This window comes from Streptomyces sp. NPDC028635 (assembly GCF_040637635.1).
Taxonomy (GTDB): domain Bacteria; phylum Actinomycetota; class Actinomycetes; order Streptomycetales; family Streptomycetaceae; genus Streptomyces.
Map to the genome: position 1 here is coordinate 105,275 of NZ_JBEZWX010000013.1, position 20,412 is coordinate 125,686.

Consider the following 20,412-nt stretch of genomic DNA (forward strand, 5'->3'; position numbering starts at 1 on the left):
TACCTTACTTCAAAGTGGGTACTTTCATAAAGTTAGCGCCATCCTTAGGGTGGGTGTCAGTCAACGGAGAAGTCACACCCCCCGAGGAGATCGCGGACATGAGCATCGTCGTCACCGGAGCCACCGGACATCTCGGCCGTCACGTCGTGGAGCAGTTGCTGGAGAAGGTCCCGGCCGACCAGGTCACCGCCGTCGTGCGCAGCCCGGAGAAGGCCGCCGGCCTCGCCGAACGGGGCGTACGCCTCGCGGTCGCCGACTACAACGCCCCGGAGACCTTCGACGGTCTCTTCGCCGCCGGCGACAAGGTGCTGCTGATCTCCGGCAACGAGTTCGACAAGGGCCGGACCGGCCAGCACCGGGTCGTCATCGACGCCGCCAAGGCCGCGGGCGTCGCCCTGCTGGCCTACACCAGCGCTCCGGGCAGCCTCACCGCCGCGCTCGCCGACGACCACCGGGCCACCGAGGAGGCGCTGCTCGCCTCGGGTCTGCCCTACGTGCTGCTGCGCAACGGCTGGTACCACGAGAACTACACGGAGAACCTGGCGCCGGCCCTGGAGCACCGCGCCGTCGTCGCGGCGGCGGGCAAGGGCCGCGTGTCCTCGGCCTCGCGCGCCGACTACGCGGCCGCCGCCGTCGCCGTGCTGACCGGCGAGGGACACGAGAACCAGACGTACGAACTGGGCGGTGACACCTCCTGGAGCTTCGCCGAGTACGCGGCCGAGCTGAGCCGGCAGACCGGTGAGGAGATCGTCTACAACCCGGTCACCCCGGAGGCGCTCACCGGCATCCTGACCGGCGCCGGGCTGCCCGAGCCGCTCGCCGCGGTCTTCGCCGGCGTGGACGTCTCCATCGAGAAGGGCGAGCTGGAGGTCACCTCCGGCGACCTGTCCCGGCTGACCGGCCGCCCGACCACCCCGCTCGCCGAGGCGATCGCCGCCGCGCTGAAGGGCTGAGCGGCCGGCAGCAGGGCCGAACGTCTCACCCGCCCGCACTGTCATGACCGTATGGCGATACGGACATGACAGCGCGGGCGGCGCGGCGCTACCTTCGTGGAGGCATGTGCGGAGGCGAAGGAGGAGCCCGTGGGCGGGACGTCGAAGGGTGAGCAGCGCGTAGGTCTGCTGAACGGCTTCGCTGCGTATGGGATGTGGGGGCTGTTCCCGCTCTTCTTCCCCCTGCTGGAGCCCGCCGGGGCCGGCGAGGTGCTTGCCCACCGGATGATGTGGTCCTTCGTCGTCGTCGCCGCGGTGCTGCTCGTCATGCGGCGTTGGCGGTGGGCCGGCGAGCTGCTGCGCCAACCGCGCCGGCTGGCCCTCGTCGCGGTCGCCGCGGGCGTCATCAGCATCAACTGGGGCGTCTACATCTGGGCCGTGAACAGCGGCCATGTCGTCGAGGCGTCCCTCGGTTACTTCATCAACCCGCTCGTCACCATCGCCATGGGTGTGCTGCTGCTGAAGGAGCGGCTGCGACCCGCTCAGTGGGCCGCCGTCGGCGTGGGCCTGGCCTCGGTGATCGTCCTGACCGTCGGCTACGGCCGCCCGCCGTGGATCTCCCTGATCCTCGCCTTCTCCTTCGCCACCTACGGCCTGATGAAGAAGAAGGTGAACCTCGGCGGCGTGGAGTCGCTGGCCGCCGAGACCGCGATCCAGTTCGTGCCCGCGCTCGGCTATCTGCTGTGGCTGACCGCGCAGGGGCACTCGACGTTCACCGGCGAGGGCCCGGGCCACACCGCGCTGCTCGCCTCCACCGGCGTGGTCACCGCGATACCGCTGGTCTGCTTCGGCGCCGCCGCGATCCGCGTGCCGCTGTCCACGCTGGGGCTGCTGCAGTACCTCGCCCCGGTCTTCCAGTTCCTGTGCGGAGTGCTCTACTTCCACGAGGCCATGCCGCCCGAGCGCTGGGCCGGCTTCGCCCTCGTCTGGCTGGCCCTGATCCTCCTCACCGCCGACAGCCTCCGCACGGCCCGCCGCACCGCCCGCCTCCGGACGCCCCTCGCGGCGGCGGCGACCGAACCCGCGGCGGCCGAGGCGGCAGCGGCCGATCCCGCGGCGGCCGGGCTTCCGGCCATCGAGTCCCCGACTCCGGCCGCCACCCCCACCACCGGGACACCGGCGACGCCTCGCGTGGAGGCGTAGTCCGGCTGCGCGGCGGCGGCGCCTAGCCGGCCGAATCCTGGGCGCGGGCGCGGTGGGCGCGGACCTTCTCGCGGTTGCCGCAGTGTTCCATCGCGCACCAGCGGCGGCGGCCCGGGCGGGAGGTGTCGACGAAGAGCAGGTAGCAGTCGTGGGCGCCGCACTCGCGGACACGGTCCGCGTACGGGCCGCTGAACAGGTCGATCGCGTCGCGGGCGACCGTGGACAGCAGCTGCGCGCCGCTCGCGCCCGGCGCCCACCCCCGCGTGCCGTCCGGCGCGAGCCGGGACACCAGGGACGGCCGCGCGGCCGCCTCGTTGAGCCTCGCCACCAGATCCGCACGCAACGGGCGTCCGTGCGCGCGGTCGGCGGTGAGCAGGAAGAGCGCGTCGCGTACGTCGCGGACCCGGGCCAGCTCGGCATCCGTGACGCGCAGGTCGAGCCCCTGCGGGAGTCGGCTGCGCCCGGCCCAGGCGACCAGGTCGGCGGGGGTGTGCAGCGTCTCGTACCGGGCGAAGGCACCCGGCCCACCGGTCGTGAGCAGCTCCAGGCACAGCGCGCCGGGATCGAAGCGGTAGGGCCGGCCGTCGTGCGTGTGCAGGACCAGCCCGGTGGGGCCGCTCGGCCGGGCGGAAAGCCCCGGCGGTCCCGGCGATTCCGTTGCCCGCTCACTCATGTAACCATTATTACTGGTTACATGACCACGACGGCACCGGCTCCGGTGCACTTCAAGATCGTCATCGACGCCGCCGATCCCCACGCGCAGGCCGACTTCTGGGCCGCCGCGCTGCACTACGCGGTGGAGGACAACGCCGCGCTCATCGAGCAGCTGCTCGCCGCCGGCGCACTGCCGGGCACGGCCACCGTGGAGTACCACGGCCGCCCCGCCTTCCGCGACCTGGTCGCCGTACGGCATCCGCAGGACCCGTACGACCCGCACAGCGGCACCGGGCTGGGGCGGCGGCTGCTGTTCCAGCGGGTGCCGGAGCCGAAGACCGTGAAGAACCGGCTCCATCTCGACCTGCACCCGGGCGAGGGGCGGCGCGCGGGCGAGGTGGAGCGGCTGAAGGGGCTCGGCGCGAGCGTGCTGCGGGAGGTGAAGGAGCCGAGCGGGCAGTGGGTGGTGATGGCGGATCCGGAGGGCAACGAGTTCTGCGTGCACTGAGCGTGGGGCTCCCGCGCGGGTCCGGTGAATGATCCGGTATGCGAACGGCAGTGCCCGGATTGTGCTCTTGACGGAGCGTCAGGTCCGGCCTCACCATCGGGCACCCCATTCCTCAAGGAATTCGGAGCCCCCCACATGAAGCTCTCCGTTTCCGCGCGGGCGACGGCCGCCGCCGTCGTCGCCGGCGCCACCCTGATCGCCACCGGCTCCATAGCCGGGGCGGCGCCCGCCCCCACCGCGGCCGCCGCCGCTCCCGACATCCCCGTCGCGGCCGTCAAGGCACACCTCGCCCAGCTGCAGTCCATCGCGACCGCCAACGGCGGCAACCGGGCACACGGCCGCGCCGGCTACAAGGCGTCCCTCGACCATGTGAAGGCCAAGCTGGACGCGGCCGGGTTCACCACCACCGTCCAGCAGTTCACCTCTTCCGGCCGCATCGGCTACAACCTGATCGCCGACTGGCCCGGCGGCGACACGGGCCAGGTCCTCATGACCGGCGCCCACCTCGACAGCGTGACCGCCGGACCCGGCATCGACGACAACGGCTCCGGCTCCGCGGCGATCCTGGAGACCGCGCTCGCCGTGGCGCGGACCGGCTACCACCCCGCCAAGCACCTGCGCTTCGCCTGGTGGGGCGCGGAGGAGCTGGGCATGGTCGGCTCGCGCTACTACGTCGGCAGGCTGTCCTCGGCCGACCGCGCCCGCATCACCGGCTATCTGAACTTCGACATGATCGGCTCACCGAACCCCGGGTACTTCGTCTACGACGACGACCCGGCCCTCGAGAAGACCTTCAAGGACTACTACGCCGGGCTCGGCATCCCCACCGAGCCCGAGACCGAGGGAGACGGCCGCTCCGACCACGCGCCCTTCAAGAACGCCGGCGTGCCGGTGGGCGGACTGTTCAGCGGCGCCGACTACATCAAGACGTCGGCCCAGGCCGCCAAGTGGGGCGGCACCGCCGGACAGGCCTTCGACCGCTGCTACCACTCGTCGTGCGACACGACGGCCAACATCAACGACACGGCACTGGACCGCAACAGCGACGCCATCGCGTACGCGGTGTGGACGCTGTCCTCGTGACGCCCTCCTGAGTGCGCGTCAGCCGGCGTCGGCGGCGCGGGCGGTGAGGCGGTCCATGCGGGCCCGGGCCGACCGCAGCTCCTCGGCGTCATCGGCGGCGGGGCCCTTCTCGGCGGCGAGTGCGGCCCACAGGGCGATCAGCTCGCCGCCCAGGCTCAGGCCCTGCCGCGGATCGCGCACCGCCCGCCACGCGGTGGCGGCGCTCTGCACATTGCCGTACGCGGCCTCCGCGTCCCGCTTCCTGCGGTGGATGCCGGCCAGGTCGAGGGAGACCCGGAAGGCGCGCTCCGGTTCGCCGGCCAGGTAGGCGATGTAGGCGGTGAGTTCGCGCAGCCGGAGCACCTCCGGGTGCTCCGGCCCCAGCGTGGCCGCGGCCTCGGCCACGGTCTCCTCGGCCAGTTCCGCCGCGACATCCGTCCGCCCGGCCCGCACTGCCTCGTTCACCCGGGCGACCCGCCCGGCCGGCAGCGCCGACGCGGCACCGCCCTCGGCGGACGGCACGTCCTCCAGTACGGCCTCGGCGATGGCGTCGAACCCACGGGCGGGCGTCGGCTTCGCCTCGGCAGCGGCTTCGGCCAGGGCGATGTAGGTGTAGGGGTCGGAGGTGGGTGCGGGGGGCGGGGTGGATGCGGGTTCCGGGGCCGGGGTGGGTTCCGGGGCCGGGGTGGGTTCCGGGGCCGGGGTGACTTCGAGGGCCGGGGCGTGTTCCGGTGCCGGGGCCTGTTCTGGTGCCGCGGTGGCTTCCGGGGCCGGGGCGAGTCCCGCGGCCGGGGTGGCTTCCGGGGCCGGGGCGGCATCCGGGGCCGGGGCGGTGGAGACCTGCGGAGCAACGGCGGATATGGCGGGCGCGGGCTGCGTGGCGGCCGGAGGCGTGCCGGGCCGGGACATCTCGGGCGGCGGGCCGAAGACTCCCTGGGGCACGGTGACCGCGCCGGGGGCGGTCCCGTCCCGCTGCGGCTCGGGAACCGCCCGCAGCGGGACCGTCCGGGGCGCCTGCGGTTGCCCCTGCCCCTGCCGCTGCGGCTGCGGCTGCGGCTGCGGCTGCGGCTGCGGCTGCGAGGTCAGGTGGCTGGAGCCGTCCGGGTCCACGCGCAGGGGGACGACGTAGCCGAGACGTTCGTCGTGGATCGTGGCGAGGACGGAGTGGCCGCCGGCGCGGGCCAGGCGGTGCAGATGGGCGAGGACGGCGTCCTGAGCCTCCTCACCGGGCCCCACCGGCAGCGGCACACCCGCGACCCAGGCAGCGGCCCGGGCCACCGCGCGGCCTGCCTCATCCGCGACCGAGCCGTCCACCGCGACACGGACCTCCAGCGTCTTCACGCGGCTGAGTCGAGTCATCGCTTCCCTCACTCCCGATGCGTCATTCGGACTCGACGGCGAGCCGGCGGACGGCACATGCGTTTCCCATGGTGTTCCGGGCCGCACAACCCGTGTGAACACGCACTGTCGAGTCTCGCTCCTCCTGCCCCGCGCGCGGGTCACCACCCCGTCACAGACTCGTCCCGACTTCCGGCCCGGCTCCCCGAGCCCACCGGGATTAAATGCGCGTGCATGCAACGTTGACGCCTCTGATCACCGTAACCGAGTACCAGGGGGATGCCATGACCCGCCGTTTCCTGTTCGTGCTGGGCAGCAGCCGCGACGACGGCAACACCGAACTGCTCGCCCGCAAGGCCGCCGAGCAGCTCCCCGAGGACGTGGAGCAGGAGTGGATCAGCCTCGCGGAGCACCCGCTGCCCGACTTCACCGACCTGCGCCACGACAGCGACCACGTGAGGCCCAGCGGGGACAACACCGCACTGCTGCTGGACGCCACGCTCGCCGCGACGGACCTGGTGATCGCGTCCCCGCTGTACTGGTACTCGGTCTCCGCCCACACCAAGCGCTATCTGGACCACTGGTCGGGCTGGCTGCGCACCCCCGGCCTGGACTTCAAGTCCCGGATGGCCGGGCGCACCCTGTGGGGCGTGACCGCCCTCGCCCACCCGGAGCAAGAGGTCGCCGACCCGCTCGTCGGCACGCTCAACAACTCCGCCGCCTACCTGGGGATGCGGTTCGGCGGCGTCCTGCTCGGCAACGGCAGCCGCCCGGGCGACGTGCTGTCCGACCACGCGGCGCTGACCCGCGCCAAGACCTTCTTCGCCGGTGACGCACCGCTCGCCCGCTTCCCGTACGAGCGCCCGTGAGCCGCTAGACGGTGATGTCCTTCGCCGTGAAGCGAGCCCATGCCGCCGAACCGAACACGGCGGCGTACAGGCCCTGGAGACCGAGGTTCTTCACCAGGTCGTCCCAGTAGACCGGTTCGCGCATCAGATCGGCGAAGGACAGCCAGTAGTGCGAGAAGAGATACGGCTGTATCGCGTGCAGCTGCGGGAACTGGTCCAGGATCTGCACGGTGATCAGCAGCCCCACGGTCGTCGCCATCGCCGCGATACCGCTGTTGGTGAGCGTGGAGACGAACAGTCCGAGCGCCGCCAGCCCGATCAGGGACGCGGCGACGGCCAGCGCGATCAGCAGGGCCCGGCCGAGCCCCTCCGCGAAACCGATCCTGGTGCCGGAGATGGTCGTCAGATCGCCGAGCGGGAACAGCAGGGCCCCGACCAGCAGCGCCGACACCGCGACGACGAGAGTGGCGAGCAGACAGAAGGCCATCACCGTCGTGTACTTGGCGAGCAGCAGCCGCGTACGCCCGGCCGGCGCGACCAGGAGATAGCGCAGGGTGCCCGCGCCGGCCTCGCCGGCGACGGCGTCGCCCGCGACCACACCGACCGCCATCGGCAGGAAGAACGGCAGGGTCGCGGCGAGCGCGGTGAAGACGAGGAACAGGCCGTTGTTGGTGACCTGTGAGATGAACGCCGGTCCCCCGCCGCCGGACCCCGACGACGAGCCGTCCCCCGTCTCGATCCGCACGGCGATCCCGACCAGGACGGGCACCGCGGCCAGCACTCCCAGCAGCGCGAGCGTGCGCCAGCGCCGCAGAGTGATCAGCAGTTCGCTGCGGAAGAGCCCCAGGGTCCACAGGAGCCGTACCGCACGGGCCGGACCAAAGGCGGTGCCACCGCCCGCGGTGACGGCGGTCGTGCTGCTGGTGTCAGCCGGCGACATCGAAGCCCTCCCCCGTCAGCGCCACGAACACGTCCTCCAGCGAGGCCCGTTCCACGCCGAAGCCCCGCACTCGTATCCCCGCCGCGACCAACGCGGCGTTGAGGTCGGCCGGTTCCGACTCCGGCGGCTCGCCCGTCACCCGGTCCTCCGCCACGACGACGTCCCCGACGCCCCGTTCTTTCAGCACCCTGGCCGCGTCGGAGACGTCCGGCGTCGTCACCACCAGCCGTCCGCGGGCCCGCGCCGCCAGGTCGGCGACCGCGCCCTGGACGACGAGCCGGCCGCGCGCCATCACCGCGGCGTGCGTGCACACCTGCTCGATCTCGTCGAGGAGGTGCGAGGAGAGGAAGACGGTCGTGCCGTCCGAGGCCAGCTCCCGCACGAGCGCCCGGATCTCGCGCATGCCCTGCGGGTCGAGCCCGTTGGTCGGCTCGTCCAGCACGAGCAGGCGCCGGGGCTGGAGCAGCGCGGCGGCGAGCCCCAGCCGCTGCTTCATCCCGAGCGAGTACGCCCGCGCCTTCTTTCCGGCGGCCGCCGTCAGCCCCACCCGCTCCAGCGCCGTGGCGACGCGGGTGCGCCGGGTGCGCGGGTCGGCGGTCGGGTCGGCGGCGTCGTAGCGCAGCAGGTTGTCCCGGCCGGAGAGGAAGCCGTACAGCGCGGGCCCTTCGATCAGCGCGCCCACCTGCGGCAGTACCGAGCGGGCGGCCCGGGGCATCGGCTGCCCGAGCACCCGCGCGGCGCCGGAGGTCGGCTCGATCAGGCCCATCAGCATGCGGATGGTGGTGGTCTTGCCCGACCCGTTCGGACCGAGGAAGCCGAAGACGCTGCCCGCCGGGACGGTCAGGTCCAGGCCGTCCACGGCGAGCTGCCCGCCGCGGTAACGCTTGGTGAGGGCGCGGGTGTGGATGACGTACTCGTCCTCCGGCTCCTGCTCACCCCGCGCGGCGGGCGCTGCGTCCATCGGCTCCCCGATCGTCTCCCGTGGGCCGGCGGTGTCTCCCGCCGGCTTACCTGCCCGCGTCGGCGGCCTTCACCAGGGCGTCCTTGGTGACCGCGCCGACGTAGACCTTGCCGTCGTCGGTGATCAGGGCGTTCACCAGGCGGGTGGAGAACACCGTGCCCTTGCCGAACTTGCCCGAGACCTTGTCGCCGAGCGAGTCCAGGAAGCCGCCGAGGTCGCCGCCGACCTCGCTGCCGGAGGGCACACCGCCCTTGGCGCCGGTGTCGAGGACCGCGATGGCGTTCCAGCCCTCACCGAGGACCTTGGCTCCGCCGAGCCCCTTGCCCGGCGCCCCGCCCGGCACGGGCAGGAGGTGCTCGGGGAGCCCGCCCTTCAGCGGACCGTCGCCGTGGGGGCGATCGCCCTTGGCGTGCTCACGGTCGCCGCCCTCGGTGACCTTGGCCCCCTTGGGCGGGGTGAAGTCGAAGGTGGAGGCGGCCGGTCGGGCGAAGCTGACGTGCGTGAAGCCGGCGTCGACCACGGCTGCGCCGCCGCTCTTCGGGGTCAGGGTGAACTTCAGCGGCACGCCGGTCTTCGCGTCCACGGCGATGGTGATCCCGCCGACCGTGCTGCCGGACTGCTTGGGCTTGATCAGCAGCTTGTAGGCGTCGCGGCCGGCGACCTGGGCGGTGCCGTCCACCGTGACGGCGGTCGTGGAGTCGACGGCCTTGAGGGCCTGCTCGGCGAAGTCCTTGGGGGTGCCGGAGAAGTCGTCCGTGCCCCGCGTGTCCTTGCGCTGGTCCTTGCCCTGGTCCTCGCCGGTGGCGTCCGAGGTGGCGTGGTACACCTCGTTGGACTTGCTGTCGTAACCCCAGACGTCCTTGCCGTTGTGGATCAGGCTGTACTCGGCGGCGTCCTCCAGCACCGACACCTTCTGCCGGTCCGGACCGTCGGCCGCGACCCGCAACGTGTGCGAACCGGTGGCGAGTTCGGTGATCTTGGCGGACGGATCGGCGGCCGAGCCGTCACCGGAGCCGCCCGCCTTCCCGCCGAGACCGCCCGCGAGCCCGCCTACGTCGGGCAGCCCGAGGTCGGTGGTGATCCGCACGGTGCCCGACATCTGCCGGCCGTCCGACGCCGCGATCTTCTCGATGAGCTGCTGCGCGGTGATCTTCGGCAGATCCGGGTCGCCCGAGCTGGCGAGCGCGGGGACGATCCCGATCGTCGCGGCGGCCACGCCCACGACGGTCGCGGGCACGACGTACCGCGCGGCCCTGCGACGCCCCCCGCCCGACGAGCCGGGCTCCTGCACGGCCGTCGCCCTGTCATCGCTTCCATACGGTGCCATGTGTGCGCTACCTCCGTCGTCGGCGGCGGCTGTCCTTCCCGTGACCCCCGGCGCGTGCTCCCGGCGGGCCCCACCCCAAGCCGCCATTCTCACCCGAATCGGTGAGGAGTGGTGTCTTCCGTGCTTTCCATGAGACCAAATCGGCCGCCGGGAAGCGTCACTCCACGGACGCAACTGCGTGTACTGCTGGGGTATGACATGGCGGGGGCTCAGGTCGCCCTACCCGTAGGGGAGGTGGGGGACCGGAGAGCCACGGGAACGAGCAGCTGGGCCCCACCCGGGGGTGCGGATGCGCCGGGAGGAGGTGTCCACCCGAGCCGTGGTGCGGCGGTAGGTCAACCCGGGGGTGCGGTCACGCCAGGGGGAGGTCTCCAGCCGGGGTGTGGCGACGGCTCCACCGAGGGTGCGCTCACGCCAGGAGGAGGTGTCCATCCGGGGGTGGGCACGCCGCGCCCGCGAGGCGGAACCGCCCGGGCGGCTGCGGTCAGCCCGCCCGGTGCACCACCGCGTCGCACAACTCCATCAGCGCCGCCTTGGCGCCGCACTCCCGCAGCGGAGCCAGCGCCGCACGCGCCTCCTCGGCGTAGCGGACGGTGTCGCGCCGCGCCTGCTCCAGCGCGGGGTGCGCGCGCAGCGCGGTCAGCGCCTCCGCGTGTCGCGCGTCGTCGCTCAGATCGGAGTCCAGCAGCTCGCACAGCGCCCGGTCCTCCGGCAGCCCCAGCCGCTCGGCCTGCTCCCGCAGCCGCAGCACCGGCAGCGTAGGAATGCCCTCGCGAAGATCCGTGCCCGGCGTCTTGCCGGACTCGTGCGAGTCGGAGGCGATGTCGAGCACGTCGTCGGCCAGCTGGAAGGCGACACCCAGCCGCTCGCCGTACTGGGTCAGCACGTCCACGACCGTCTCGTCGGCGCCGGACATCATCGCGCCGAACCGGCACGACACCGCCACCAGCGATCCGGTCTTGCCGCCGAGCACCTCGAGGTAGTGGTCGACCGGGTCGCGCCCGTCCTGCGGCCCCGCGGTCTCCAGGATCTGCCCGGTGACCAGCCGCTCGAACGCCAGCGCCTGAACCCGCACCGCCTCGGGACCGAGGTCGGCGAGGATCTGCGAGGCCCGCGCGAAGAGGAAGTCGCCGGTCAGTACGGCGACCGAGTTGCCCCACCGCGTGTTCGCGCTGGGCACCCCGCGCCGTACGGCGGCCTCGTCCATGACGTCGTCGTGGTACAGCGTCGCGAGGTGGGTCAGCTCGACCACGACCGCCGACGGCACCACACCCGGCGCATACGGATCACCGAACTGCGCCGCCAGCATCGCGAGCAGCGGCCGGAACCGCTTCCCGCCCGCCCGCACCAGGTGCTGCGCGGCCTCCGTGATGAAGGGAACCTCGCTCTTGGTGGCCTCGAGCAGCCCTTCCTCGACAGCCGCCAATCCGGCCTGGACATCGGCCTCGAGAGCCTGGTCCCGCACGCTAAGCCCGAACGGCCCGACGACGGTCACGAGGGGTCTCCTGTCTGCTGGTGCCGGTAGGCGATTACACGGTTTGTCGATAGGTCGCTGACATCACTCAAGTCAGCGTATCCGGTCACGTTTCGATCACCGATAGCGCCCACGGTTACAGGCCAGGTGGTATCGGATCACGCCCGATATGTTTATCGATCAAATCTGATCGGCCGAAAAGTACCGATATCAACCACGCGCGTGCCGCGAAGACCATCCCCCACCCTCCGTGAGGCACCCCGTCACAGCGCGCCACAACACGACCCGACTGCCCGTTTTGCCGTAATTAATCAGCCGATTCACCTTGGCCGCCTTAGTACCAAATGTGTTTCCCGTGTGACACCAGTGAATTGGGTCACGCGCCGCCCTCACCGGCCTTCTCTCCGTCTGCCCCGGGTTTCGCCAGTCCCCACAAGCGAGTTGAGCCTTGCCGATCACAAAGGATCAAGCCCCCCAAACACCCCGGACCAAGGTCAACCAGGGCATTAGGTGAAACCGGTACTTGTTCCCGGCATCAGCTCTCGCATAACTTCCCGGCCTGTCGGATGGACGCCCAATCCTGCCGCCGTCCGGCATCCACCATCGGACCAACTCATCCGTGTACGGCAGGAGCGGGGGACCCAGGTAAGTCGCCGAGCCGGACGTCGTCACCCCGACGACGCCCCGGACCGGCTTGGGGTGAAGCCGTGCCGCAACCGCGGCCGGCCGGGCATCTCCAGCCCGAACCCGACAGCTCACCTCGCAGGCGTGGGAGAGGAACTTCGTCATGTCTGCTGCCGGTCAGCACCGCCGCACCCGCACGTCCCGCCTCGTCCGCACCCTCGCCGTCGCCGGCACCGGTGCCGCCGCCCTCGCGCTGCCGCTCTTCGGCGCCACCAGCGCCTCCGCCGCCACCCCGGCGACCAGCGCCACCGTGATCACGGCCGCCAACTCGGTCTACCCGAACAACCTCGACGGCTGGATCCGCCAGTCGCTGGACATCATGTCCCGGCACGGCATCCCGGGCACCTACGACGGGATCTACCGCAACATCATCCGCGAGTCCTCCGGCAACCCCGCCGCCATCAACCTGTGGGACTCCAACGCGGCCGCCGGCACCCCGTCCAAGGGCCTGCTCCAGGTGATCGACCCGACGTTCCTCGCCTACCACGTGTCCGGCACCTCCATGGACCCGTACGACCCGATCGCCAACATCACCGCTGCCTGCAACTACGCGGCCGCCCGCTACGGCTCGATCGACAACGTCTTCAGCGCGTACTGAGCCACCACCCCACGCGAGAAGCCGTGAGTCGCTGCCTCACGGGAAGAGTCGTTCGAGGACGACGGCGATGCCGTCGTCCTCGTTCGACAAGGTGACCTCGTCGGCCACGGCCTTCAGCTCCGCATGGGCGTTGGCCATGGCCACCCCCCGGGCGGCCCAGGCGAACATCGGGATGTCGTTCGGCATGTCCCCGAACGCGAGCGCCCGCTCGGGGCCGAGGCCGAGATGGTCGGCCGCCAGCGCGAGCCCCGTCGCCTTGGTGACGCCGCACGGCTGCAGTTCCACGGTCCCCGGCCCCGACATGGTCACCGTCGCGAGGGAACCGACCACCGCGCGCGCCGTCGCCGCCAGTTCGTCGTCGGACAGCTCGGGATGGCGCAGCAGCACCTTGCTGATCGGCTCGCCCCACAGATCGTCGCGCCGCCCGACCCGCACCGCCGGCAACGTCGGGTGCGGCATCCGGTAGCCGGGCTCGATCAGCGTCAGCCCGTCCACGCCGTCCTGGTCGACCGCGGCGTACACCTCCCCCACCTCGGCCTCGATCTTGCCGAGCGCGGTCTCGGCCAGCTCCCGGTCGAGCGTCACCGACCACAGCAGACGGCCGGCCCCCGCGTCGTACACCTGCGCGCCCTGGCCGCACACCGCGAGCCCCGTGCAGCCGAGGTCCTCCAGCAGCGGCCGCACCCGGGGCGCCGGGCGGCCCGTCACCACCAGGTGGCGGGCGCCGGCGTTCGCCACCCGCGCGAGCGCGGCCCGGGACCGGTCGGACAGCGTGTCGTCGCCGCGCAGCAGCGTTCCGTCCAGGTCAGTGGCGATGAGGGCATATGCGAGGGGTGCGGCCATGATCAGAGAATACGGACCCCGCAGGTCACCCGTTCACCACTCGTTACGCCGCTCCGTCCGGCCCCCGCACAGGGCCGCCGCCGCTCCGCGCGGGTCCGCCGTCCCCTCAGCCGTGCGCCGCCACCAGATGCCGGGCCAGCCGTGGCGAGGCGAACTCCGTGCCGCACACGAACCGCATCACCGGGCCGTACGATCCGGCCGCCGGCAGACCCGTGAAGTACAGGCCGGGGACCGACGAGACGTACCCGGCGCCGAGCCTCGGGGTGCCGCGGCTGACGGCGAGCGCGGTGCGCAGCCCGTGGCCGAGGAAGTCCATGGCGGCGAGGTTCACCCGGTAGCCGGTGGCCGCGATGACGTGGTCGGCGGCCAGCCGCTCGGTGCGGCCGGCGTGACTGCGCACGGTGAGGGTGGCGCCCTCGCCCGTCGACTCCGCCCGCACGATCCGCTGCACCTCGCTGACCTGCACCTTTCCCGCGAAGCGCTCACGCAGCCACCAGGCGCCGAGCGGTCCGAGGACCCGGCGGACCAGGTAGTGGCGTATCTCGGCGGGCAGATAGCGGTACGGGTGCGGGTAATAGCTGAGGGCCCACAGCGACCAGGCCCGGCCGAAGGGCGACTGAGGGCGCAGCCGGGGCTGGTCCCACGGCGCCGCGCCGAAGGCGACCCGCCCCCGGCCGCGGGCCACCACCCGCACCCGGGCCCCGGCCTCGGCGGCGAGCGCCGCCGTCTCCAGCGCGGACTGTCCGGCGCCGACGACGATCAGCTCACGGCCGGCGAACCGGGACAGGTCGTGGTGCTGGGAACTGTGCGAGACGGGCGCTGTCGGAGCCGGTCCGTCCGGGGCGGCCGCGGCCAGCTCGCGGGGCAGGTGGGACAGGCCGGACAGTCCGGTGGCGACGACGACGGCCCGCGCGGCGAGCTGCTCCCCCGAGTCCAGCTTCAGTTCGAAGCCGCCCCCGGTGCGCCGGTCCACGGAGACCACCCGCACCCGCTCCAGGTCGGGCACCAGCTTCTGCTGGAACCACTCGCCGTAGGCGATGAACGTCTCCACGGGAATGATGTCCTCGTCGGTGACCAGCCGCCGGATGCCGGCCGCGTCGCAGTAGTCGGCGAGGGTGTAGCCGCGCTGCGGGCAGTCGATGCTGGAGGCCACGGGGGTCGACTTCAGGAGCATGCCGGCGGGCATGTTGTCGCGCCAGCTGACCATGGGGTCGCCGAAGACGCGGACGGGCACGCCACGGGCGCGCAGATGGGCGGCGGTGGACAGGCCGAAGGGGCCTGCCCCGAGGACTGCTACCGGTTGGTTCACGAAGTCCCTCCCCAGGACGTCATGTCGTCACTTCGCGGTGTAGTCGTGGTGCGGCGCCACTTAGCGGTGTCGTGGCCTCGCGATGGCGCCACTTCGCTGTGTCGTGGCCTCGCGGTGTCGTGGCTTCGCGGTGTCGTGGCTTCGCGGTGTCGTGGCTTCGTGTTCCGGCCGGGAGGAGGCTACGGCTGGTGGCGTCCGCCCGGTCCGGTGCTGCCGCGGCGGTGGGTCCGCCACAGCTGACTGAGGTGCTTCGCGCCGGGTCGCACGAAGCGCGCGAGCATCGTGAGGAACGGCAGCGGGTCGTCACCCGCGAACCAGGCCAGTTCCGTGCCGCTCGCCCGGGCCGGTGCGTGCGGCGTCGTATAACCGCTGCGGCGATAGGCGAGCAGGGCGGCCAGGTCGATGTTCTCCACGATGTAGCGGTGGCCGGCGCGCTGTTCCCCCTCCGGAACGGTGCGGCCGGTCAGGTCCAGATGCAGGGCGCGGACCACGTCCACCCCCGCCTCGTTCTCGAAGAGGCGGAACTGGGCGCCCATGCGCGGGTTGAAGTCGAGGAGCTTGTACTGCCCGTCGCGGCGGTCGAAGCGCAGGTCGAGGTCGATGATCCCGGTGAAGCCGATCTGTTTGACGAAACGTGCGGCGACGTCGGCGAGTTCCGGGTTGTCGACGACGTAGGCGTTCGCCGTCATCCCGGCGTGCGGCGGCCAGGACCGGACCTTGACGCCGGTGAACATCGCCAGCGGTGACGAGTCCGCGCCGAAGCAGGCGTGCACGATCCAGTCCTCGGCCTGCTCACGCGGCAGGTACTCCTGCAGGATCACCCCGGGCCGTTCCCCCCAGTCCCGCGCCAGCGCGAGCAGCCCGTCGCGGGTGGTGATGCGCGTGGTGCCGTTGACGGCGGGCCGCGTACGGCGCACGAACGCCTCCCGGTTCTTCGCCACCACCGGGAAGCGGGCCTTCTGGGCGAACGCCACGACGTCGCCGTACGACCGCGGGAACGCGGCCGCCGGGCTGGGGATGCCGTGCTGCGCGCACAGCTCGTGCAGCCCCTGCTTGCTGGCCAGCCGGCGCGGCAGGTCCGGGGCGACGCGCGGGAAGAGGAACGGCCCGGCGAGGTCGCCCTGGTGCTCGGCGATCAGCACCGCGGCCTCCTCGTCGGTGGGGATCAGCACGGTCGGCCGCCCGATCCGGCGCCCGATCCGCAACAACCCCTCGACCAGGCGCCCCGCCTCCTCCGCGCCCGTCGTCGGCCACACGAACGCGCGCCGCAGATAACGGGAGGAGGCGGCCGGGGTGTAGGGGTCCTCGGTGATCGCGTACATGGGCACGCCCAGACGCCCCAGACTGCGGATCGCCCCGACCCCGCCGTGGTGCAGCGGATAGTCTCCGAACTTCACGATCAGGCCAGGTACTTCACGGTCGACTTGGAACGGCAGGCTTGCGGCACTGCTGGCCACGGGTCCCCCCACGTGTCCCCCCGACGGAACGGATGCCCTCCGTCCGTGTTCCCCGCAAAGGACGCTAAGCCGGAATTGCCACCTCCGACAAGGCTATAACGGACATTGCAAACTCTTTAGACACTGCCCAAGACAGCCGACTCGGCCGTAACGTGTGCCGCGACCACCTGGATCGCACGGCCCTGGCGCCGTGTCCGACGTGCACGAAAGCGAGGCGGCACCGCATGCCCCCCTTCGACGTCCCCGAGGGCGACCCCTTCGGTGCGCACAACCTTCCGTACGGCGTCTTCTCGCCCGCCGGTTCTCCGGCCGAGCGGCGGGTCGGTGTCCGGCTCGGCGACCACGTGCTCGACGCGGGCGCGGCGGCGATGGCGCTCGGCTCTCCCTACGCCGCGCTGCTCGCCCAGCCCTCGCTGAACCCGCTGCTCGCCGCCGGCCGCACCGCCTGGTCCGACGTCCGGCGCGCACTGACGGCGTGGGTCACGGTGCCCTCGCATCGCGAGGCCGTCGAGCCCTTCTTCCACCCCCTGTCCGCGGTGACCCTGCACCTGCCCTTCGAGGTCGCGGACTACGTCGACTTCTACGCCTCCGAGAACCACGCCCGGAACGTCGGCCAGATCTTCCGCCCCGACGCCGCCGACTCCCTCACCCCCAACTGGAAGCACCTGCCGATCGGTTACCACGGCCGCTCCGGCACCGTCGTCGTCTCCGACACCGACATCGTGCGCCCCTCCGGCCAGCGCAAGGCCCCGACGGACCCGGCGCCCGTCTTCGGCCCGTCCGTCCGCCTCGACATCGAGGCCGAGGTCGGCTTCGTCGTCGGCGCTCCCTCCTCCCTCGGCGAGCCGGTCGCCCTCGGCGACTTCCGTGACCACGTCTTCGGGCTGTGCCTGCTCAACGACTGGTCGGCCCGCGACATCCAGGCCTGGGAGTACGTCCCCCTCGGCCCCTTCCTCGGCAAGTCCTTCGCCACCTCGGTCTCCGCGTGGATCACCCCGCTGGAGGCCCTGGACGAGGCCCGCGTCGCACCCCCGGAGCGCACCCACCCGCTGCTGCCCTACCTCGACGACTCCACCGACGAACCCGGCGGCTACGACCTGCGGATCTCCGTCGCCATCAACGGCCACGTCGTCTCCGAGCCCCCCTTCTCCACCATGTACTGGACGGCCGCCCAGCAGCTGGCGCACATGACGGTCAACGGCGCCTCGCTGCGCACCGGCGACCTCTACGGCTCCGGCACCGTCAGCGGCCCCGAGCCCGCCCAGCGCGGTTCCCTGCTGGAGCTCACCTGGAACGGCCAGGACCCCCTGGACCTCCCCGACGGCAAGCGGACCTTCCTGGAGGACGGCGACGTGGTGACCCTGTCCGCCTGGGCCCCCGGCCCGGACGGCGTCCGGGTGGGCCTCGGCGAGGTGACAGGACGGATCGTCACGCGCTGACGCGCTCCGGCGGGCCACCGTGAGGCGTGGCCGGACGGGGCCACGGCGGGCTGCCCCCGATCCCGGCGGGACACGGGATCAAAGGCCGCCCCTCCGCCCCGCATAGCCGTGATCACTGGCCGCCCCTTCCACCCGCAGAGTCCGTGATCACGGACCGCTCCCTCCCCTGCGCGGTCCGTGATCAGCGGCCACTGCGTGCCCCGCAGGGCCCGTGATCACCGGCCGCGCATGCCCCGCAGGGACCGTGATCACCGGCCGCTGCATGCCCCGCAGGGGCCGTGATCACGAGCTGCCCCTCCGCCCCCGCGGGCGCTCCTTTCAGAGGGCTGACGCACCGCCCCCGGGGCCGTCATACTGGCGACGGACGCCCTCACCGAGCCGTCGAGCGATCGCGTCCGTCGCCCGTACGACCACCCCCGCCCTGCCCGACCAGGATCCGGAGCCCGTGGCATGACCGTCTGCCTGCTCCTGCTGAGCGCCGTCGCTCTGACGGCCGCTGTGCCGGTCCCGCGCGCGCTGACCCGGGCCGCCTGGCCCGAGCGGGAACCGGTCGTCGCCCTGTGGGTGTGGCAGTGCCTCGTCGCGACCGTCCTGCTGTGCTGTCTGACGGCCCTGGCACTCAGCACGGCCGCCGTCTTCCACACCGTGCGCACCCAGCTGTTCGCGCCCGCACCGCCCGGCGTGACCGAGGCGTACGACCTGTCTTCCGCGCCGCCCTGGGCGGTCGCGCTCACCCTCCTGCTGGCCTGCGGTGCCGCCTGGACCACCGCCATGCTGGCGCGTGAGCTGGTCGAGGCCCGCCGGCGCCGTGGCGTGACCCGCGCCCACCTGCGCGAACGCGCTCCCGAACTGCCAGTCGGCCTGGGCCCCGCGCGCGGCCCGCTGCTCGTCCTGGAGGACGAGTATCCGGACGCCTGGTGGATGCCGGGCCATCCGCCCCAGTTGGTCGTCACCACGGGCGCCCTGCACCGCCTCACCGCCCACCAGCTCGACGCCGTCCTCACCCATGAGCGCGGCCACGCCCGCGCCCACCACGACTGGCTGCTGCACCTGTCCACCGCACTGGCCACCGGTTTCCCCCGCATCCCGCTCTTCGCCCACTTCTGCGACCAGACCCACCGCCTGGTCGAGCTGGCCGCCGACGACACCGCCTCCCGCCGCTGCGGCCACATCACCACCGCCCTCGCCCTGATCGAGCTCAACCAGCACCGGGGCGTCCTGTCCTGCGCCTCCAGCCACCGCCTTCTCGGTGAGCGGGTCGACCGGCTGCTGGAGCCTCCGCCCCGGCTGGACCGCAGGCGGCGGGCCCTGACGACCACCGTGGCCGCGCTGGTCCCCCTGCTGCCGCTCCTGATCGCCTTCGCGCCCGGCCTGACAGCACTGGCCTGACAGCACTGGCCTGACGCCGCCTCTCCACCGGCCCGACGCCGACCCGGCGCCCGCTGCCCGACGGCCCCGCACCGGCCCGACACCCGCTGCCCGACGCCCCGGCCCTGGCTGCCACCGCCCGCTCCCGGGTGGCAGATCTCCCCCGATTGCCATCGAAGCCCGAGGTCAGCGGCGTATTCGATGGGTCGTCAGGTGGCGCAACATTTCAGCAACCCTCCTTTTCCTACCTGCTCGGTATGGTTCCAGCCATGCCAGCCACCGACCGCATCCGGGACCACGCCGGCCAGGGCGCGACCACCGTCGCCGCCCACCGCGCGCGGCGCCGGCTGCGTGCGGACCGGGCCCGGCAGCTCGCCGACCTGCTCCGCCGCCAGCTCCTCACCGGCGGCTTCGAGAGCGGCACACTCCCCCATGAATCCCTTCTCGCCACCGACTACCGCACCTCCCGCAACACCGTCCGGCAGGCTCTGGACCTGCTGCGCTCCGAGGGCCTCGTCGACCGTCTGCCCGGCGTCGGCACGGTCGTCGTCGCCCGTAAGTACCCCCATGGGCTCGACCGCCTGATGGGTCTGGCCGAAACCCTGCACGAACACGGCCGTGTCACCAACGAGGTCCGCACCATGGGCCCCGTCCCCGCGCCGGGCCCCGTGGCCGACCGGCTCCACGTCCAGCCCGGCGCCGACGTCCTCTACATCGAACGACTGCGCCGCCTGAACGGCCTGCCTCTCTCGCTCGACCTGACCTATGTCCCGCTCGACATCGGCACCGCCCTGCTCGGCGCCGACCTGGAGAACACCGACGTCTTCCGTCTCCTTGAGGCCATCACCGGCCGGCGTCTCGGCCACGCCGAGATCACCCTGGAGTCCGTGAACGCGGACGCCCACTCCGCCGCCGTACTGGAGGCGCCCCGCGGAGCGGCCGTCCTGATGCTGGAGCGCCTCACGCACCTGTGTGACGGGCGCCCGGTGGACCTCGAGTTCATCCGCTTCCGTGGCGACCGCATCTCCATGAGCGGTCTGCTGCACCGCTCCCTCTGACCCCTGCCTGTCCGCATACCGCCCCCTTCCGGTCTTCCGGCCCCTTCCGCCTTCACCTCTTCATCGTTCGGCGGGGCCCGACCGGTTCACGGCCGCGGCGACTTCTTTCCGCGGATCCCCGCCTGTCCGGCGGACTTCCGCAGACCTTTCCCGGATCTCTGGAGACAGCCATGCCCTTGGTGCCCCAGCGGGCCGACGTGCCCGTGACCATCGACGAGTCGAAGTGCATCGACGGCTGCACGCTCTGCGTCGACATGTGCCCGCTGGACTCCCTCGCCATCGACACCTCCAGCGGCAAGGCGTACATGCACGTCGACGAGTGCTGGTACTGCGGCCCGTGCGCGGCCCGCTGCCCCACCGGAGCCGTCACCGTCAACATGCCGTACCTGCTCCGGTGAAAGGTCCGACC

General features: G+C 72.3%; 19 protein-coding genes and 1 riboswitch. Of the genes, 10 read left to right on the plus strand and 9 right to left on the minus strand.

Translation table 11 applies throughout. The annotated features are described in order from the left end of the window. Positions 1–98 precede the first annotated feature (98 nt). Together AB0E88_RS16905 and rarD are read left to right on the plus strand one after the other, a co-directional pair. Complete coding sequence (locus AB0E88_RS16905; protein WP_361630710.1) at positions 99–953, plus strand: SDR family oxidoreductase; 855 nt, start codon at positions 99–101, stop codon at positions 951–953. Positions 954–1,082: 129 nt separating this feature from the next. Continuing rightward, on the plus strand, positions 1,083–2,135 hold the full coding sequence (gene rarD, locus AB0E88_RS16910; RefSeq protein WP_361630713.1) for an EamA family transporter RarD: 1,053 nt from the start codon (positions 1,083–1,085) through the stop codon (positions 2,133–2,135). A 22-nt stretch (positions 2,136–2,157) separates the two neighbouring features. Here the strand turns inward: rarD and AB0E88_RS16915 are convergent, their stop codons facing one another. After that, complete coding sequence (locus AB0E88_RS16915; protein ID WP_361630938.1) at positions 2,158–2,733, minus strand: CGNR zinc finger domain-containing protein; 576 nt, start codon at positions 2,731–2,733, stop codon at positions 2,158–2,160. A 96-nt stretch (positions 2,734–2,829) separates the two neighbouring features. Between AB0E88_RS16915 and AB0E88_RS16920 the strand changes: the two genes are divergently transcribed. Beyond that, positions 2,830–3,297, plus strand: coding sequence for a VOC family protein (locus AB0E88_RS16920; RefSeq protein ID WP_361630716.1), 468 nt, complete (start codon positions 2,830–2,832; stop codon positions 3,295–3,297). A gap of 135 nt (positions 3,298–3,432) precedes the next feature. Next, positions 3,433–4,380: a M28 family metallopeptidase gene (locus tag AB0E88_RS16925; protein WP_361630719.1), complete on the plus strand. Its 948-nt coding sequence runs from the start codon at positions 3,433–3,435 to the stop codon at positions 4,378–4,380. An 18-nt stretch (positions 4,381–4,398) separates the two neighbouring features. Here the strand turns inward: AB0E88_RS16925 and AB0E88_RS16930 are convergent, their stop codons facing one another. Further along, a complete protein-coding gene (locus AB0E88_RS16930) occupies positions 4,399–5,718 on the minus strand; it encodes a tetratricopeptide repeat protein (protein WP_361630722.1) in 1,320 nt (439 codons plus the stop codon). 263 nt (positions 5,719–5,981) lie between these two features. On the opposite strand from AB0E88_RS16930, the gene AB0E88_RS16935 reads away from it, so the two are divergent. Beyond that, the gene (locus AB0E88_RS16935) at positions 5,982–6,566 is read left to right on the plus strand and encodes an NAD(P)H-dependent oxidoreductase (protein ID WP_361630725.1); all 585 of its coding nucleotides are present in this window, start codon (positions 5,982–5,984) and stop codon (positions 6,564–6,566) included. Positions 6,567–6,570: 4 nt separating this feature from the next. On the opposite strand, the gene AB0E88_RS16940 is transcribed toward AB0E88_RS16935, so the two are convergent. The 4 genes from AB0E88_RS16940 to AB0E88_RS16955 all read right to left on the minus strand — a co-directional run bounded on the left by AB0E88_RS16940 (position 6,571) and on the right by AB0E88_RS16955 (position 11,268). Beyond that, complete coding sequence (locus AB0E88_RS16940) at positions 6,571–7,485, minus strand: ABC transporter permease (protein ID WP_361630728.1); 915 nt, start codon at positions 7,483–7,485, stop codon at positions 6,571–6,573. Next, positions 7,472–8,446, minus strand: coding sequence for an ABC transporter ATP-binding protein (locus tag AB0E88_RS16945; RefSeq protein WP_361630731.1), 975 nt, complete (start codon positions 8,444–8,446; stop codon positions 7,472–7,474). The genes AB0E88_RS16940 and AB0E88_RS16945 overlap by 14 nt, the downstream gene beginning before the upstream one ends. A 46-nt stretch (positions 8,447–8,492) precedes the next feature. After that, a complete protein-coding gene (locus AB0E88_RS16950; RefSeq protein ID WP_361630734.1) occupies positions 8,493–9,773 on the minus strand; it encodes a DUF2092 domain-containing protein in 1,281 nt (426 codons plus the stop codon). Positions 9,774–10,257: 484 nt separating this feature from the next. Beyond that, positions 10,258–11,268: a polyprenyl synthetase family protein gene (locus AB0E88_RS16955; RefSeq protein WP_361630737.1), complete on the minus strand. Its 1,011-nt coding sequence runs from the start codon at positions 11,266–11,268 to the stop codon at positions 10,258–10,260. 578 nt (positions 11,269–11,846) lie between these two features. Further along, positions 11,847–12,029: riboswitch (cyclic di-AMP (ydaO/yuaA leader) on the plus strand. Positions 12,030–12,034: 5 nt separating this feature from the next. Between AB0E88_RS16955 and AB0E88_RS16960 the strand changes: the two genes are divergently transcribed. Next, on the plus strand, positions 12,035–12,529 hold the full coding sequence (locus AB0E88_RS16960; protein ID WP_361630740.1) for a transglycosylase SLT domain-containing protein: 495 nt from the start codon (positions 12,035–12,037) through the stop codon (positions 12,527–12,529). Between the two features lie 36 nt (positions 12,530–12,565). Here AB0E88_RS16960 and AB0E88_RS16965 read toward each other — a convergent pair whose 3' ends face one another. From AB0E88_RS16965 to AB0E88_RS16975, 3 genes are all read right to left on the minus strand, one after another. Further along, positions 12,566–13,372 (minus strand): HAD family hydrolase, encoded by an 807-nt coding sequence (locus AB0E88_RS16965; RefSeq protein WP_361630743.1) that lies wholly within the window; start codon positions 13,370–13,372, stop codon positions 12,566–12,568. A gap of 106 nt (positions 13,373–13,478) precedes the next feature. After that, positions 13,479–14,681 carry an FAD-dependent oxidoreductase gene (locus AB0E88_RS16970; RefSeq protein WP_361630746.1) on the minus strand — a complete coding sequence of 401 codons (1,203 nt, stop codon included), beginning with the start codon at positions 14,679–14,681 and terminating at the stop codon, positions 13,479–13,481. Between the two features lie 179 nt (positions 14,682–14,860). Then, the gene (locus AB0E88_RS16975; protein ID WP_361630941.1) at positions 14,861–16,117 is read right to left on the minus strand and encodes an ATP-grasp domain-containing protein; all 1,257 of its coding nucleotides are present in this window, start codon (positions 16,115–16,117) and stop codon (positions 14,861–14,863) included. 245 nt (positions 16,118–16,362) lie between these two features. Between AB0E88_RS16975 and fahA the strand changes: the two genes are divergently transcribed. The 4 genes from fahA to AB0E88_RS16995 all read left to right on the plus strand — a co-directional run bounded on the left by fahA (position 16,363) and on the right by AB0E88_RS16995 (position 20,401). Beyond that, complete coding sequence (fahA, locus tag AB0E88_RS16980) at positions 16,363–17,577, plus strand: fumarylacetoacetase (protein ID WP_361630749.1); 1,215 nt, start codon at positions 16,363–16,365, stop codon at positions 17,575–17,577. Positions 17,578–18,027: 450 nt separating this feature from the next. Further along, positions 18,028–18,966 carry a M56 family metallopeptidase gene (locus AB0E88_RS16985; protein WP_361630752.1) on the plus strand — a complete coding sequence of 313 codons (939 nt, stop codon included), beginning with the start codon at positions 18,028–18,030 and terminating at the stop codon, positions 18,964–18,966. Between the two features lie 248 nt (positions 18,967–19,214). Then, the gene (locus AB0E88_RS16990) at positions 19,215–20,003 is read left to right on the plus strand and encodes a GntR family transcriptional regulator (protein WP_361630755.1); all 789 of its coding nucleotides are present in this window, start codon (positions 19,215–19,217) and stop codon (positions 20,001–20,003) included. Positions 20,004–20,173: 170 nt separating this feature from the next. Next, on the plus strand, positions 20,174–20,401 hold the full coding sequence (locus AB0E88_RS16995) for a ferredoxin family protein (RefSeq protein WP_053852588.1): 228 nt from the start codon (positions 20,174–20,176) through the stop codon (positions 20,399–20,401). The last annotated feature ends 11 nt before the right edge of the window (positions 20,402–20,412 follow it).